Raw genomic sequence first — 14,968 nt, forward strand, 5'->3', positions numbered from 1 at the left:
TATGAAAACTCATCCGCTCTATGAGCCGTGGCTTCAGGCCATGATCATCGTCGCACGGCACTATCGTCTGGACTTCTCCACGGAGCACGTCCGGGTGACGATCAATCACGAAAGCCACTCCCCGCGCCTGCAGGTGCTGGAGGATATGGCGCGCCAGCTTGGGCTGGGCATGCGGCTGGCTCCGGCGGACTCCACGCTTCTCGACCCGTGGCGGCTGCCGCTGGTGGCCGAATTTACCGGCGGACAAATCGCGGTGATCAACCGCATGGATAACGACGGCAACGTCAGCCTGCAGTTCAGCGGCGACGGCGGGCTTGAAACGGTGCTTACGCGCGAAGAGCTGGGCACGCGCCTGAAGGCGCTGCTGGTGCTCCGTCCGCTGGAGTCCACGCCGGACGCGCGCGTGGACGATTACATCAAACCTTACGAGAAAAACTGGTTCTGGCAGCTGGCGCTCAAGGACTGGCGGCGCTATAGCGACATCATGCTGGTGGCGCTGGTCGCCAACGTGCTGGCGCTTTCCGGAATGATTTTCTCCATGCAGGTATATGACCGCGTGGTGCCCTCGCAGTCCGAGGCGACGCTGTGGGTGCTGTTCGGCGGCGTAATGGTGGCGATCCTGTTTGAGTTCATCATGCGCATGCTGCGGGTACACATCTCCGACGTCATCGGCAAGCGCGCCGACCTGCGCATCTCCGAGCGCGTGTTTGCCCACGCGTTACGCATTAAAAACGGCGCGCGCTCGAAGTCGACCGGGTCGTTTATCGCCCAGATCCGCGAGCTGGAGTCGGTGCGCGAGCTGATCACCTCCACCACCATCGCGGCGATTTCCGACGTGCCGTTCTTCCTGCTGTTCGTCTTTATCCTGTGGATGATCGGCGGCCCGCTGGTGCTGGTAGTGCTGCTGGCGGTGCCGCTGCTGCTGATCCCCGGCCTGCTGGTGCAGCGCCCGCTCGGACGGCTCTCCAGCGAAGGGATGCGCGAGTCCGCCATCCGCAACGCCACGCTGGTGGAAGCGGTGCAGGGCATCGAGGACATCAAGCTGATGCGCGCGGAGCAGCGTTTTCAGAACCAGTGGAACAACACCAACGACGTGGCGGCAAGCGTGGGGATGAAGCAGCGCTGGCTGACCGGCATGCTGCTGACCTGGACCCAGGAAGTGCAGTCCATCGTCTACGCGGTGGTGCTGCTGGTCGGCTGCTATCTGGTCATCAGCGGCGACATGACCACCGGCGCGCTGGTGGGAACCTCGATTCTGGCCTCGCGCACCATCGCGCCGCTGGCGCAAATCTCCGGCGTGCTGTCGCGCTGGCAGTCGGCGAAGGTGGCGCGCAAGGGGCTGGACGATCTGATGCAGCGCCCGATTGACGACCCGCAGCACGGCAAAAAGGTGCATAAATCGCACCTGTACGGCCGCTACGCGCTGGAGGACGTCGGGTTTTACTACGATGACGAAGAGAAGCTGAACGTGCTCAATATTGCCCGCCTGAATATCAAAGCCGGGGAGCGCATCGCGGTGCTGGGGCGTAACGGCTCCGGCAAAAGCACCCTGCTGCAGCTGTTGGCCGGCATGCAGGAGCCGCAGCAGGGATCGATCCTGCTCGACGATATCGCCCTGAACCATCTTGACCCGGCCGATCTGCGCCGCGATATGCAGCTCCTGAGCCAGCAGGCGCGGCTCTTCTTTGGCTCGGTGCGCGACAATATCGTGATGGGCAACCCGCTGGCGACCGATGAGGAGATCCACCAGGCGCTGACGGTGAGCGGTGCGCTGGACTTTGTGCGCAAGCAGAAGATGGGCCTCAACTATACGATCAGCGAAGGCGGCGCCGGGCTGTCCGGCGGGCAGCGTCAGGCGCTGCTGCTGGCGCGCGCGCTGATGACCTCGCCTAACATCCTGCTGCTGGATGAGCCGACGGCGTGGCTCGACGAGGTGAGCGAGAAGCAGTTTATCCAGCAGATGAAGGGCTGGCTCGGCAAAAACCGCACGCTGGTGGTGGCAACCCATCGCCTGCCGATCCTTGAGCTGGTGGACCGCATCATCGTGCTGGATAACGGCAAAATCGTGATGGACGGCCCGCGCGACGTCATTCTTCGCGACCACGGCATGGCGCCGATGAAGGCCGCGCCGCAGCGCACGGTGACCATGAAGCCAAAACAGGAGGCCACGGCATGAGCGACTTAACCCGCTACAACAGCCGCCTTCAGGAGCCTAAGCTGCCGCGTTCGACGCTGGTGGCGTGGAGCCTGTTTGCCCTGCTGGCGGTCTTTATCGCCTGGGCGAGCCTGTTCCACCTGGACGAAGTGACCACCGGCAGCGGCAAGGTGGTGCCCTCCTCGCACGAGCAGGTGATCCAGTCTCTTGAGGGCGGCATCATCCACAAGCTGCTGGTCCACGAAGGGGATATCGTCGAGCGCGGGCAGCAGCTGGCCCAGCTGGATCGCACCAAGACGGAGTCCAGCGTGCTGGAGAGCGAATCGCGCCTCAACGCGGCGATGGCCACGGCGGCACGGCTGAGTGCCGAAGTGAACGACACGCCGCTGGTATTTCCCGCCGAGCTGGACGACGACGTAGAGCTAGTGAAACAGGAAACGGCGCTGTATAACTCTCGCCGCGACAGCCTCGAAAAAGGGATGGCCGGGCTTCGTCAGGGGGCGGCGCTGGTTCAGCGCGAGCTCTCTCTGACCCAGCCGCTGGTGAAGCAGGGAGCCGCCAGCAGCGTCGAGGTGCTGCGTCTTCAGCGTCAAAAAAACGAGCTGGAGAACAAAATGACCGAGATGCAAAACCAGTACTACGTCCGCGCCCGGGAAGAGCTGGCGAAAGCCAACGCGGAAATTGAGGCGCAGCGTTCGGTGATGAAGGGGCGCGAAGATTCGCTGACCCGCCTGACCTTCAACGCGCCGGTCCGCGGCATCGTTAAGGATATCGACGTGACCACCGTTGGCGGCGTCATTCCGCCAAACGGCAAGCTGATGACCCTGGTGCCGCTGGACGATCAGATGGTCATTGAAGCGAAAATCTCGCCGCGCGACGTCGCCTTTATCCATCCGGGCCAGCGGGCGCTGGTGAAAATTACCGCCTATGACTACTCCATCTACGGCGGGCTGGACGGCGAAGTGACCCTGATCTCGCCGGATACGATTCAGGACGAGGTCAAGCGCGATATTTATTATTACCGCGTGTATATCCGCACCAGCGACAACCACCTGACCAACAAGCAGGGCAAAACGTTCCCTATTTTCCCGGGGATGATTGCCACGGTGGATATCAAAACCGGTAATAAAACGATTCTCGACTATTTGCTGAAACCGCTTAACAAAGCGAAAGAAGCGCTGCGCGAAAGATAAGCCAGTGGCGATCGGTCTCCCGATCGCTATTGTTATTTTTGAAGCACGGCCTGCTGAGGCTGTCGTCTTTCTACCGGATGAATATTGAGGTAGTGGGTGACGTAGGCAAAATAGAGCGCCGCGTAATTTTCAACCAGCTCGATAAAGCACTGGCGAACGTCAAGCGTACCGTCACCGCGATCTTTAAGGTAGCCAGCCTCTTCTGCGGATTTAATGATGCGATGAACGTGAATGCGCGAAACAAAAAATTCTTTTGCCAGCACGCTTGCTGAATACTCAATAATGGCCCCGCGCGCATTGAGATGCCGTCTCGCCTGGAGATAGAGATACAGCATAATCATTCTTCCGCCGTCCTTTTCGATGAATAACCCGACCTCCGGGAATATCTTCTTGAACGTTACGCCGCGGAAAAGATATTCCGCCGCGCGGCGGAAGAAATTATTCCGCAGGGTGTCATTATCGAGAAGGTCAACGTTAATATTATTGTCCGGGAAAAGATGCTTAACGGGTAAAAACGCGCCGGCCATGTAGCGCTTGAGTTCATCGAGACCCTTTTGCGTGGGCTCGATTAACACTTTTCGTCGGTCGTCTTCGCTGCGCCAGGTTTTTATACGGTGCGTCGTTTTCAATAATGTGATGATGGCGATAACGCTGTTAGGGCTGGCAATACCGTAGCGTGAGCACAGCGTCTTGATCTCTGACACGGATGACGCCTGGTTACCAAACACGAAACAGCACATTGAAAGGACAATATTAAAACGCGATTCCTGGAGCATGACTTTATAAAAAAGAGGCTGTTTCTTATAGATGGCATCGTTGATGTCATAGTGTTCTTTTATCGCTTCATGGAAGCGGAGGTTCTTTTTTATAAAGTTTCTACGATGCAGGAGTGCATCAATGGAAACATGTATATCCATAAATGGCCTTATTAAAAAGAAGTGTTTTGTGTATTTTCTCTACTTATAAATCTAGATTATATTATACACGGAATAAATGAAACTTACGCTCGACTTTACCGAAACATAAGCTTTATGCCGCATTTGCGCATTTTGTTACACCTTTGTGCTCGTCTTAACCTGCATCTCTTAACAGCCAGATAAAATTGCGTTAACCACAGAGGGAAATAAGCGCAAATTTGTACAGGCTTTGCCCTGCGGATTATGTGGTTTTATATTTCTTTTTATTATAAAGAAGAGAATAAATGTTGTGTATTAGCGCTTTTTGTTTAGTGAGATATGGTGCAATGGTAGTTGTTTTGCTACCATTTTGTTAGCCGGATGGAGTAAGCGCGCGACATCCCGATTATAAAAAAATCTATGAAATACCCCTTTATGGGTATTATTTATATTGTTTGATGACATTCAACATTATTGCTTTAGTACGCATGCATGACAGGAAATAGTTATGGACAGGATTTCAACGCATAATACGGTATCCGTTATTTCTGGCTGCAATTTTGCTTTTGCAGGTCTGGCCGGATTACTAAAACAAGAGAATATCGCGATCAAAAGAGTGTCTTACGATGTAGAAGAGGCCAGTAACGATGAGTGTATATTATCGCAGACGGCTTCCGCATCCAGACTCTTTGTTTTCTTTCACAGCGGTGTGGGAAATGTTCTGGAAGCATTAAAAAAGACCGTTGATATTATCAATAATAGCGAAGCAAATGTAGAGGTTATTGCTTTCGGTCAGGGGTCAGCAAGCTGGTTATACAGAATGTTTGCCTCTCTCGTAATTGATAAGAAAAAATTAAAGCAGATTCACGTCATGCCCTGTAAAAACAGGAAAGAGAGTATTTCCTCTGATGATTTCGTTCTGCTTGAGCCGGTGGCCATTCAGGAAGAATTGCATCAAGGATATATTTTTGAGGGGCTAACCGAGAGAGAGCTTGATGCGGCAATCTATTTCTTCCGCGGGCTAACCGTTAAGCAGCAATCCCTGCGCGACGGCATCTCGATCAAAACAATCTATATTCACAGGCAAAAGGCGCTGCAGAAGCTGCAGCCCGCCATGCACTGCGTCAACGGCGCGCCGGGCAAGCAGAACGCACCGCTCGCGGTGCAGACGTCCGTCAATCACGAGCTGATTTTTACGGATGAGAACGTCGCGAAAGCGATTGAAAAAAATGAAATCTTTCCCGTTTATCAGGCGATTGTCGATCGCCAGATACGCGCCGTAGGATTTGAAATTTTGCTGCGCTGGCAGCGTGACAATACGCTGCTGATGCCGTGCGATTTTCTGCACAATTTACGCAGCCGCTATATTTGGCTGAAGCTGACGGCTATTGTCATCAACGCCGCGGTGCGCGCGGTCAATAAATATAAAGGGGCATATTACTTTGCCGTTAATATTCCGGCGGTGCTTGCTTCAGGCAATGCGCTGCCGGGGATGGCCAAAAAGGCGCTCGAGCTGTTGCATAATCCCGCGTGGGCCGACAGGCTGGTTTTTGAATTTGCGGAAAATATCGATATCACGCAGGACAAAGATATTGTTAATACCATGGCAAGGGTGAAAGAAACCGGCTGCAAGCTGTATCTTGATGATTGCTTCTCACGGGATCACGTGATGTTCCCGGTAAGACAAATACATTTCGACGGCCTGAAGCTGGATAAAGATCTGATCGACACCTTCGCCGCGAGCGAAACCGACTCTAGCCTGATAAAAGCGCTTATCTATTTCAGCCAGATGACGGGGTGCGACTGCGTGGCCGAAGGCGTAGATAGTCAGGAAAAATTCGCCGCGCTGGCTGAAATGGGGGTCCCCCGCTTTCAGGGCTTCCTTTTCTCGCCGCCGGTAAAGGAAGCGGGGCTGGACGATACGCTATACCGGTTAAACGCGATTACGCCTGATGCGGTGAGCTAGCGGGTCATCCCTGACCCTGCCGTTTTACGCCAGCTGCGGCGGCAGGCAGACGCCAATCCCGCCGATGCCGCAATAGCCGTACGGGTTTTTATGCAGATACTGCTGATGATCATCTTCTGCATAGTAAAACGGTTTTGCGGTGGCGATCTCCGTCGTCACCTGGCGCGAGTCGCCTGCGTCATGCATGGCTTGCTGGAAGCGTTCCAGGCTGGCGCGGGCGGCGCTGTCCTGCTCGGGCGTGAGCGGGTAGATTGCGGAGCGATACTGCGTGCCGCTGTCGTTGCCCTGGCGCATCCCCTGGGCCGGGTCATGATTTTCCCAAAAGACCTGCAGCAGCTGCTCGTAGCGAATCACGTTCGGGTCATAGACCACGCGCACGGCTTCCGCATGGCCGGTATCGCCGGAGCACACTTCACGGTAGGTTGGGTTCGGCGTGTATCCGCCGGTATAGCCCGCCGCGGTGCTGTAGACGCCGGGCAATTGCCAGAACAGGCGTTCAACGCCCCAGAAGCAGCCCATAGCGAACAATGCGATTTCCATTCCATCAGGAACATTTGTCATTGAATGACCGTTTACAGCGTGTAAAGTCGCTACGGGCATAGGGGTGTTTCGTCCCGGTAATGCATCGGCCTGAGAAACAAGATGCTGTTTGTTGAATAAACTCACGGTGGGGCCTCCCGGGGAGCGATGTTTCGGTTAAGGTTGTCACGGCGCGTTTAATTGAACACAATAAACGCGCTGAATGAGTCTAGATTTAATCATAAGAAATATTTGGGTGTTATACCCTTTTTCAACCCTTGAATGGGGTTTTGGGCTAATTAGCCGTCAAGGCCGCGGAGCGGCACTTCATTTGCTTCCAGGGGTGGACACAAGGATATTCAGGAGAAAACGTGCCAAAAATCCGCCAGTTATGTTTAGTCAGTCTTTTGCTGACAAGCGGAGTCGCCAGTGCGGCGAATGTTCGTTTGCAGGTTGAGGGGTTGTCCGGGGCGCTGGAAAAAAACGTACGCGCGCAGCTGTCTACCATTGAGAGTGACGAAGTCACCCCGGACCGCCGCTTTCGCGCGCGCGTTGATGATGCCATCCGCGAGGGGCTAAAAGCGCTGGGCTATTATGAGCCGACGATTGACTTCGATCTGCGTCCGCCGCCGGCCAAAGGGCGGCAGGTGCTGATTGCCCGCGTCTCGCCGGGCGAGCCGGTCAAAATAGGCGGCACCAACGTCATCCTGCGCGGCGGCGCGCGTACCGATCGCGATTTTCTCGACCTGTTAAGCACGCGCCCGAAGGTGGGCACCGTGCTTAACCACGGCGATTACGACCACTTTAAAAAGTCACTGACCAGCGTCTCGCTGCGCAAGGGCTATTTCGATAGCCAGTTTGATAAAAGCCAGCTGGGCGTTGCGCTGGACCGCCATCAGGCGTTCTGGGATATCGATTACGACAGCGGCGAGCGCTACCGCTTCGGCGAGGTGACGTTCGAAGGCTCGCAAATCCGCGAAGAGTATTTGCAAAACCTGGTGCCGTTTAAGCAAGGCGATTATTACCAGTCGAAAGACCTGGCCGAACTCAACCGCCGCCTGTCGGCGACCGGCTGGTTTAACTCTGTCGTCGTTGCGCCGGAGTTTGAAAAATCCCGCAAGACCAAGGTGTTGCCGCTGCACGGCGTGGTATCGCCGCGCACCGAGAACACGATTGAAACCGGCGTGGGCTACTCCACCGACGTGGGGCCGCGCGTTAAGGCGACGTGGAAAAAGCCGTGGATGAACTCTTACGGCCACAGTCTGACGACCAGCGCCAGCATCTCGGCGCCCGAGCAGCAGCTCGATTTCAGCTACAAAATGCCGCTGCTGAAAAACCCGCTCGAGCAATATTACCTGGTGCAGGGCGGCTTCAAGCGTACCGATCTCAACGATACCGAGGCGGACTCCACCACGCTTGCGGTCTCCCGCTACTGGGACTTGTCCAGCGGCTGGCAGCGCGCCATTAACCTGCGCTGGAGCCTCGACCACTTTACCCAGGCCAACGTCACCAACACCACCATGCTGCTTTACCCGGGCGTGATGATCAGCCGGACCCGCTCGCGCGGCGGCCTGATGCCGACCTGGGGCGATTCCCAGCGCTACTCCATTGATTACTCCAATACCATGTGGGGTTCCGATGTGGATTTCTCGGTGATTCAGGCGCAAAACGTCTGGATCCGCACGCTGTATGACAAGCACCGCTTCGTGGTGCGCGGCAACCTCGGCTGGATCGAGACCGGCGATTTCGACAAAGTCCCGCCGGACCTGCGCTTCTTCGCCGGGGGCGACCGCAGCATTCGCGGGTACAAATACAAATCCATCGCGCCTAAAGACGACGACGGCAAGCTAATCGGTGCGTCCAAGCTGGCGACCGGCTCGCTGGAGTACCAGTACAACGTCAGCGGCAAATGGTGGGGCGCCATGTTCGTCGACGGCGGCGAGGCAGTGAGCGATATCCGCCAGAGCGATTTCAAAACCGGCGCGGGCGTGGGCGTGCGCTGGCAGTCCCCGGTCGGGCCGATCAAGCTCGACTTCGCCGTTCCGGTCGGCGACAAAGAAGAACACGGTTTACAGTTTTACATCGGTCTGGGGCCTGAATTATGAGTTTATGGAAGAAGATAAGCCTCGGGGTGCTGATTTTTATCGTGCTGCTGCTCGGTACGGTGGCGTTCCTGGTGGGCACCACCACCGGCCTGCATCTGCTGTTTAACGCCGCGAACCGCTGGGTGCCGGGGCTGGAAATTGGCCAGGTGACGGGCGGCTGGCGCGATCTGCGCGTGAAGAACCTGCGCTATGAGCAGCCTGGCGTGGCGGTTAACGCCGGCGAGTTTCATCTGGCGGTGAAGCTCGGCTGCCTGCGGGACAGCAAGCTCTGCGTTAACGATCTGTCGCTAAAAGATGTTAACGTGGCGATAGATTCGAAGAAAATGCCGAAGTCTGCGCCGGTTGAAGAGGAGGACAGCGGCCCGCTGAACCTCTCCACGCCGTACCCGATTGCGCTTTATCGGGTCGCGCTGGATAACGTCAATATCAAGATCGACGACACCACGGTGTCGGTGATGGATTTCACCTCCGGCCTGCGCTGGCAGGAGAAAAACCTCACCCTGACGCCTACCTCGCTGCAGGGGCTGCTGATTGCCCTGCCGAAAGTGGCGGACGTGGCGCAGGAGGAGATCGTCGAGCCGAAGATCCAGAATCCGCAGCCGGAAGAGAAGCCGCTGGGCGAAACCCTGAAGGACCTCTTCTCCAAACCGGTGCTGCCGGAAATGACCGACGTCCATCTGCCGCTTAACCTCAATATTGAAGAGTTTAAGGGCGAGCAGCTGCGCCTGACGGGCGATACCGATCTCACGGTGTACAACCTGCTCCTCAAAGTCAGCAGCATCGACGGCAATATGAAGCTGGACGCGCTGGATATCGACACCAATCAGGGATCGGTTAACGCGTCAGGGCATGCCCTCCTGCGCGACAGCTGGCCGGTGGATATCACGCTCAACAGCGCGCTCAACGTCGACCCGCTGAAGGGCGAGAAGGTGAAGCTGAAGGTCGGCGGCGCGCTGCGCGAGAAGCTGGATGTCGGCGTGAATCTCTCCGGCCCGGTGGATATGGTCCTGCGCGCGCAAGCGCAGCTGGCGGAAGCCGGGCTGCCGATCAACCTTGAGGTTGTCAGCAAGCAGCTGTACTGGCCGTTTACCGGTGAAAAACAGTTCCAGGCCGACGACCTGAAGCTGAAGCTGAGCGGCAAGATGACCGATTACACGCTCTCCTTCCGCACCGCGGTGAAGGGGCAGGGCGTGCCGCCTGCAAACATCACCCTGGATGCAAAAGGCAACGAGCAGCAGGTCAATCTCGACAAGCTGACCGTGGCGGCGCTGGAAGGCAAAACCGAGCTGACCGCGCTGCTGGACTGGCAGCAGGCGATCAGCTGGCGCGGCGAGCTGAAGCTGACGGGCATCAACACGGCGAAAGAGGTCCCGGAGTGGCCGTCAAAACTCGACGGGCTGATCAAAACCCGCGGCAGCCTCTACGGCGGCACCTGGCAGATGGACGTGCCGGAGATCAAGCTCTCCGGCAACGTGAAGCAGAATAAGGTTAACGTCGATGGCTCCCTGAAGGGAAACAGCTATCTGCAGTGGGTCATTCCCGGCCTGCACGTGGCGCTGGGGCGTAACACCGCGGATATTAAAGGCGAGCTGGGGGTGAAGGATCTTGATCTGGACGCCACCATCGACGCGCCGAATCTGGACAACGCTCTGCCGGGCCTCGGCGGCACGGCAAAAGGGCTGGTCAAGGTGCGCGGCACGGTGGATGCGCCGCAGCTGCTGGCCGATATCACCGCCAATAACCTGCGCTGGCAGGCGCTCTCCGTCGCGCGCGTTCGCGTGGAAGGTGACGTGAAATCCACCGACCAGATCGGCGGCAACCTGAACCTGCGCGTGGAGCGTATCTCCCAGCCGGACGTCAATATTGGCCTTGTGACGCTGGACGCCAAAGGCAACGAGAAGCAGCACGACCTCCAGCTGCGGGTGCAGGGCGAGCCGGTCTCCGGGCAGCTGCATCTGACCGGGAGCTTTGACCGCAAGGAAGAGCGCTGGAAGGGCACGCTGGATAATACTCGCTTCAGCACGCCGGTCGGGCCGCTGGCGCTGTCGCGGTCCATCGCGCTGGACTACCGCAACGCCGAGCAGAAAATCAGCATAGGGCCGCACTGCTGGACCAACCCGAACGCCGAGCTGTGCGTGCCGCAGACTATTGATGCCGGTGCGGAAGGGCGCGCGCAGATCACCCTCAACCGCTTCGATCTGGCGATGCTGAAACCGTTTATGCCGGACACCACTCAGGCGAGCGGCGTCTTCAGCGGCAAGGCAGACGTGGCGTGGGACACCACCAAAGAGGGGCTGCCGCAGGGCAGCGTGACGCTCTCCGGGCGTAACGTGAAGGTGACGCAGGTGGTCAACGACGCCTCGCTGCCGGTGGCGTTCGACACGCTCAACCTGAATGCGGATCTGCACAACAACCGCGCCGAGCTCGGCTGGACGATCCGCCTGACCAACAACGGCCAGTTCGACGGGAAAGTGCAGATTACCGATCCTCAGGGGCGGCGCAATCTGGGCGGCAACGTCAACATTCGCAACTTCAACCTGGCGATGGTAAACCCGATCTTCTCGCGCGGCGAAAAAGCGGCGGGCATGCTGAACGCTAACCTGCGCCTGGCGGGGGATGCGCAGAACCCGCAGCTGTTCGGGCAGATGGGGCTTAACGGCGTCGACATCGACGGCAACTTTATGCCGTTCGATATGCAGCCGAGCCAGATCGCCATGAACTTCAACGGCAGAAGCTCGACGCTTGCCGGGGTGGTGCGCACGCAGCAGGGCGAAATTAACCTCAGCGGCGACGCCGACTGGAGCCAGCTGGAAAACTGGCGCGCCCGCATCGCGGCGAAGGGGAGCCGGGTGCGCATTACGGTGCCGCCGATGGTACGCCTCGACGTATCGCCTGACGTGGTCTTTGAAGCGACGCCGAGCCTCTTCACGCTGGACGGCAGCGTGGACGTGCCGTGGGCGCGAATCGTGGTTCACGACGTGCCGGAAAGCGCGGTCGGCGTCTCCAGTGATGAAGTTATGCTCAATGAAAATCTGAAACCTGTCGAAGAGAAGAGCGCGGGCATACCGATCAATAGTAATCTTATCGTACACGTGGGGAACAACGTGCGGTTGGATGCGTTTGGGCTGAAGGCGAGACTCACCGGCGACCTGAAGGTTGCGCAGGATAAACAGGGGCTTGGTCTGAACGGGCAAATCAATATTCCTCAGGGGCGCTTCCACGCCTATGGGCAGGATTTGATTGTGCGTAAAGGCGAGCTGCTGTTCTCCGGACCACCGGATCAGCCGCTGCTGAACATCGAGGCGATCCGTAACCCAGACGCCACGGAGAACGACGTGATTGCCGGGGTGCGCGTGACCGGCTCGGCGGATGAACCGAAAGCGGAGATCTTCTCCGACCCGGCGATGTCGCAGCAGGAAGCGCTCTCTTATCTGCTTCGCGGGCAGGGCCTGGAGAGCGGGCAAAGCGACAGCGCGGCGATGACCTCAATGTTAGTTGGCCTGGGGGTTGCACAAAGTGGTCAGGTTGTGGGTAAAATCGGCGAGACGTTTGGCGTAAGCAATCTGGCGCTGGACACCCAGGGCGTAGGTGACTCGTCGCAGGTGGTGGTCAGCGGCTATGTACTGCCGGGTCTGCAGGTGAAATACGGCGTGGGGATCTTTGACTCGCTGGCCACACTCACGCTACGCTATCGCCTGATGCCTAAGCTATATCTGGAAGCAGTGTCTGGCGTAGATCAGGCACTTGATCTGCTCTATCAGTTTGAGTTTTAGCAATGCGAATATTTGTTTACGGCAGTTTACGCACCAGGCAGGGCAACAGTCACTGGATGACTAACGCCCTGCTGCTGGGAAATTACAATATCGAAAACTACCAGTTGTACAGTCTGGGCCACTATCCAGGCGCGGTTCCCGGAAACGGAACGGTACAGGGTGAGGTTTATCGTATTGATAATGCCACGCTTGCCGAACTTGATGCCTTGCGCACCAGGGGCGGTGAGTACGCACGTCAGTTGATCCAGACTCCTTATGGGAGTGCCTGGATGTATGTCTATCAGCGTCCCGTCGAGGGACTGAAGCTGATAGAAAGCGGTAACTGGTTGGACAGAGACCAGTACTGATAAACGACAACGCCACCGAAAGGTGGCGTTGTTTTTTGCGCCTCTTGTCGGGTAAGCGCAGCGCGCCGGGCAATACTCTCCAGACACAAAAAAGCCCCGACTCGCGGGGCTTAATAACAGCAGTGAGAATTACTTCTTCGCCGCGCGCTCGAAAGACGCCACGATCTCAGCTTTCGCTGCTTCCGCGTTGTCCCAGCCGTCGACTTTAACCCACTTGCCTTTTTCGAGGTCTTTATAGTGCTCGAAGAAGTGAGTGATCTGCGCTTTCAGCAGCTCTGGCAGGTCGTTCACATCTTTGATGTGATCGTATTCTTTGCTCAGCTTGGTGTGCGGAACGGCAACCAGCTTCGCATCTTCACCGGATTCGTCGGTCATTTTCAGCACGCCAACCGGGCGGCAGCGAATAACGGAGCCTGGCTCCAGCGGGTATGGCGTTGGGACCAGCACGTCAACCGGGTCACCGTCCAGAGACAGGGTGTGGTTGATGTAGCCGTAGTTGCACGGATAGAACATCGCGGTAGACATGAAACGGTCTACGAACAGGGCGCCGCTCTCTTTGTCCACTTCGTATTTGATAGGATCTGCGTTTGCCGGGATTTCGATAACAACGTAGATGTCTTCTGGCAGTTCTTTACCCGCAGGGACGTTGAGTAAGCTCATGTCGGTGTCCTTAAAAATGGATGGTAAATAAGTGGCAGGTATTATAGCCAACTGGCGCTGAAAGTCTTCGCCTGTTTTCACCTTCTCTCCTCGTCTGGCCCACTTTTCAGACCGATTCCATGACAGGAAAATCCATAAACGCAGCCACATTTTTCATGCGGAAATGAAAGCGATTACAAACTTGTGATTAACGTTTTATTCACTTTTCCGAAGTGTGATGTAACGCAATTCGTTACATATATCATCGGCTATAGTCATTTCGCAGAACACCTTTTAACCAACAATAATTCACCCTACGAGGACGTTCATATGTGGAAGCGCTTACTTCTTGTTACAGCAGTTTCGGCAGCCATGTCGTCTATGGCGATCGCCGCCCCTCTGACCGTAGGTTTTTCGCAGGTTGGATCGGAATCCGGCTGGCGCGCGGCAGAGACCAGCGTTGCGAAAAGCGAGGCCGAAAAGCGCGGTATTACGCTGAAAATCGCTGATGGTCAGCAAAAACAAGAGAACCAAATCAAAGCGGTACGTTCATTCATCGCCCAGGGCGTGGATGCCATTTTCATTGCGCCCGTGGTTGCAACGGGCTGGGAGCCGGTGCTGAAGGAAGCGAAAGACGCTGAAATTCCGGTCTTCCTGCTCGATCGTTCCATCGACGTAAAAGACAAATCTCTCTATATGACCACCGTCACCGCCAACAACGTGCTGGAAGGGCAGCTGATCGGCGACTGGCTGGTGAAGCAGGTCGACGGCAAGCCGTGCAACGTGGTTGAACTGCAGGGCACGGTCGGCGCGAGCGTGGCGATTGACCGTAAAAAAGGCTTTGCGGAGGCGATTGCCAAAGCGCCAAACATCAAGATTATCCGCTCCCAGTCCGGCGACTTTACCCGCAGCAAGGGTAAAGAGGTGATGGAAAGCTTTATCAAGGCGGAAAACAACGGCAAGAACATCTGCATGGTTTACGCCCACAACGATGACATGGTGATTGGTGCCATTCAGGCCATCAAGGAAGCGGGCCTGAAGCCGGGTAAAGATATCCTCACCGGCTCCATTGACGGCGTGCCTGATATCTACAAGGCAATGATTGACGGCGAGGCTAACGCCAGCGTCGAGCTGACGCCAAACATGGCCGGTCCGGCCTTCGACGCGCTCGAGAAATTCAAAAAAGACGGCACGATGCCGGAAAAAGTGACCGTCACCAAATCCACGCTCTACCTGCCTGACACGGCGAAAGAAGAGTTAGAGAAGAAGAAAAATATGGGCTATTAAAACCCGCGCCCCTCACCCCAGCCCTCTCCCCGGAGGGGAGAGGGAGAAAGGCGAGTTGGGCAGAAAATTAAAGGCTGGCACGAACAGT

At 56.8% G+C, this 14,968-nt stretch carries 10 protein-coding genes; 7 read left to right on the forward strand and 3 right to left on the reverse strand.

All coding sequences use genetic code 11. The annotated features are described in order from the left end of the window. The first annotated feature begins 1 nt into the window (after position 1). Together DBY73_RS15890 and DBY73_RS15895 are read left to right on the forward strand one after the other, a co-directional pair. Positions 2-2,176 carry a type I secretion system permease/ATPase gene (locus tag DBY73_RS15890; RefSeq protein WP_112012036.1) on the forward strand — a complete coding sequence of 725 codons (2,175 nt, stop codon included), beginning with the start codon at positions 2-4 and terminating at the stop codon, positions 2,174-2,176. Beyond that, entirely contained in the window at positions 2,173-3,348 is a 1,176-nt protein-coding gene (locus DBY73_RS15895; RefSeq protein WP_112012037.1) for an HlyD family type I secretion periplasmic adaptor subunit, read from the forward strand. The genes DBY73_RS15890 and DBY73_RS15895 overlap by 4 nt, the downstream gene beginning before the upstream one ends. Before the next feature lie 32 nt (positions 3,349-3,380). Here the strand turns inward: DBY73_RS15895 and DBY73_RS15900 are convergent, their stop codons facing one another. After that, positions 3,381-4,265 (reverse strand): MarR family transcriptional regulator, encoded by an 885-nt coding sequence (locus DBY73_RS15900; protein WP_112012038.1) that lies wholly within the window; start codon positions 4,263-4,265, stop codon positions 3,381-3,383. Positions 4,266-5,115: 850 nt separating this feature from the next. Here DBY73_RS15900 and DBY73_RS15905 point away from each other — a divergent pair. Next, positions 5,116-6,210, forward strand: a complete 1,095-nt coding sequence (locus DBY73_RS15905) for an EAL domain-containing protein (protein WP_181573248.1) — start codon at positions 5,116-5,118, stop codon at positions 6,208-6,210. A 24-nt stretch (positions 6,211-6,234) separates the two neighbouring features. Here the strand turns inward: DBY73_RS15905 and msrA are convergent, their stop codons facing one another. Further along, positions 6,235-6,876 carry a peptide-methionine (S)-S-oxide reductase MsrA gene (gene msrA / locus DBY73_RS15910; protein WP_112012040.1) on the reverse strand — a complete coding sequence of 214 codons (642 nt, stop codon included), beginning with the start codon at positions 6,874-6,876 and terminating at the stop codon, positions 6,235-6,237. A 224-nt stretch (positions 6,877-7,100) separates the two neighbouring features. Between msrA and tamA the strand changes: the two genes are divergently transcribed. Genes tamA through DBY73_RS15925 form a run of 3 tightly spaced genes read left to right on the forward strand, consistent with a single transcriptional unit; the run spans position 7,101 to position 12,954 of the window. After that, positions 7,101-8,834 (forward strand): autotransporter assembly complex protein TamA, encoded by a 1,734-nt coding sequence (tamA, locus tag DBY73_RS15915; RefSeq protein ID WP_112012041.1) that lies wholly within the window; start codon positions 7,101-7,103, stop codon positions 8,832-8,834. Then, positions 8,831-12,607 carry an autotransporter assembly complex protein TamB gene (gene tamB, locus DBY73_RS15920; protein WP_112012042.1) on the forward strand — a complete coding sequence of 1,259 codons (3,777 nt, stop codon included), beginning with the start codon at positions 8,831-8,833 and terminating at the stop codon, positions 12,605-12,607. The genes tamA and tamB overlap by 4 nt, the downstream gene beginning before the upstream one ends. 2 nt (positions 12,608-12,609) lie before the next feature. Beyond that, on the forward strand, positions 12,610-12,954 hold the full coding sequence (locus DBY73_RS15925) for a gamma-glutamylcyclotransferase (RefSeq protein ID WP_112012043.1): 345 nt from the start codon (positions 12,610-12,612) through the stop codon (positions 12,952-12,954). A gap of 129 nt (positions 12,955-13,083) precedes the next feature. On the opposite strand, the gene ppa is transcribed toward DBY73_RS15925, so the two are convergent. After that, on the reverse strand, positions 13,084-13,614 hold the full coding sequence (gene ppa / locus DBY73_RS15930; protein WP_112012044.1) for an inorganic diphosphatase: 531 nt from the start codon (positions 13,612-13,614) through the stop codon (positions 13,084-13,086). A 309-nt stretch (positions 13,615-13,923) separates the two neighbouring features. Here ppa and ytfQ point away from each other — a divergent pair, with 309 nt between their 5' ends. Next, positions 13,924-14,880 carry a galactofuranose ABC transporter substrate-binding protein YtfQ gene (gene ytfQ / locus DBY73_RS15935; protein ID WP_112012045.1) on the forward strand — a complete coding sequence of 319 codons (957 nt, stop codon included), beginning with the start codon at positions 13,924-13,926 and terminating at the stop codon, positions 14,878-14,880. The last annotated feature ends 88 nt before the right edge of the window (positions 14,881-14,968 follow it).

Origin of the sequence: Enterobacter sp. RIT418 (assembly GCF_003057745.1) — a bacterium.
Taxonomy (GTDB): domain Bacteria; phylum Pseudomonadota; class Gammaproteobacteria; order Enterobacterales; family Enterobacteriaceae; genus Enterobacter.

Coding starts and splice junctions, on each gene's coding strand:
- DBY73_RS15905 (WP_181573248.1), top strand. CDS start 5,116: ATGCCCTGTAAAAACAGGAAAGAGAGTATTTCCTCTGATGATTTCGTT.
- ppa (WP_112012044.1), bottom strand. CDS start 13,614: ATGAGCTTACTCAACGTCCCTGCGGGTAAAGAACTGCCAGAAGACATC.
- DBY73_RS15890 (WP_112012036.1), top strand. CDS start 2: ATGAAAACTCATCCGCTCTATGAGCCGTGGCTTCAGGCCATGATCATC.
- DBY73_RS15900 (WP_112012038.1), bottom strand. CDS start 4,265: ATGGATATACATGTTTCCATTGATGCACTCCTGCATCGTAGAAACTTT.
- tamB (WP_112012042.1), top strand. CDS start 8,831: ATGAGTTTATGGAAGAAGATAAGCCTCGGGGTGCTGATTTTTATCGTG.
- DBY73_RS15925 (WP_112012043.1), top strand. CDS start 12,610: ATGCGAATATTTGTTTACGGCAGTTTACGCACCAGGCAGGGCAACAGT.
- ytfQ (WP_112012045.1), top strand. CDS start 13,924: ATGTGGAAGCGCTTACTTCTTGTTACAGCAGTTTCGGCAGCCATGTCG.
- DBY73_RS15895 (WP_112012037.1), top strand. CDS start 2,173: ATGAGCGACTTAACCCGCTACAACAGCCGCCTTCAGGAGCCTAAGCTG.